Annotated in this window: 1 protein-coding gene; it reads right to left on the bottom strand. The window is 51.3% G+C overall.

The window, feature by feature from the left end:
* Positions 1-228, bottom strand: a 228-nt coding sequence (locus FDX22_RS12075; protein ID WP_146717252.1) for an ATP-binding cassette domain-containing protein, incomplete at both ends; no start/stop codon positions are given.

Genomic DNA, 228 nt, shown 5'->3' with positions numbered 1-228 from the left:
GCTGGAATACCAACCCTATTTTCTCAGCACGAAAACGGCGACGCCCCTCTTCATCCAGTGCGGCAGCATCAATCCCATCTAAAAACACCTGACCTTCTGTCGCGGTGTCCAGGCAGGTCAGAATATTCATCAGTGTCGTTTTACCCGAACCAGAAGCGCCCATAATCGCGACAAACTCCCCCTGCACTATTTGCAGGTTAATGTCATCTAAGGCGGTAACATCGCCGA

This window comes from Citrobacter sp. TBCS-14 (assembly GCF_005280805.1).
GTDB lineage: Bacteria > Pseudomonadota > Gammaproteobacteria > Enterobacterales > Enterobacteriaceae > Citrobacter > Citrobacter gillenii.
This window is presented reverse-complemented; position numbering and strand designations above follow the sequence as displayed.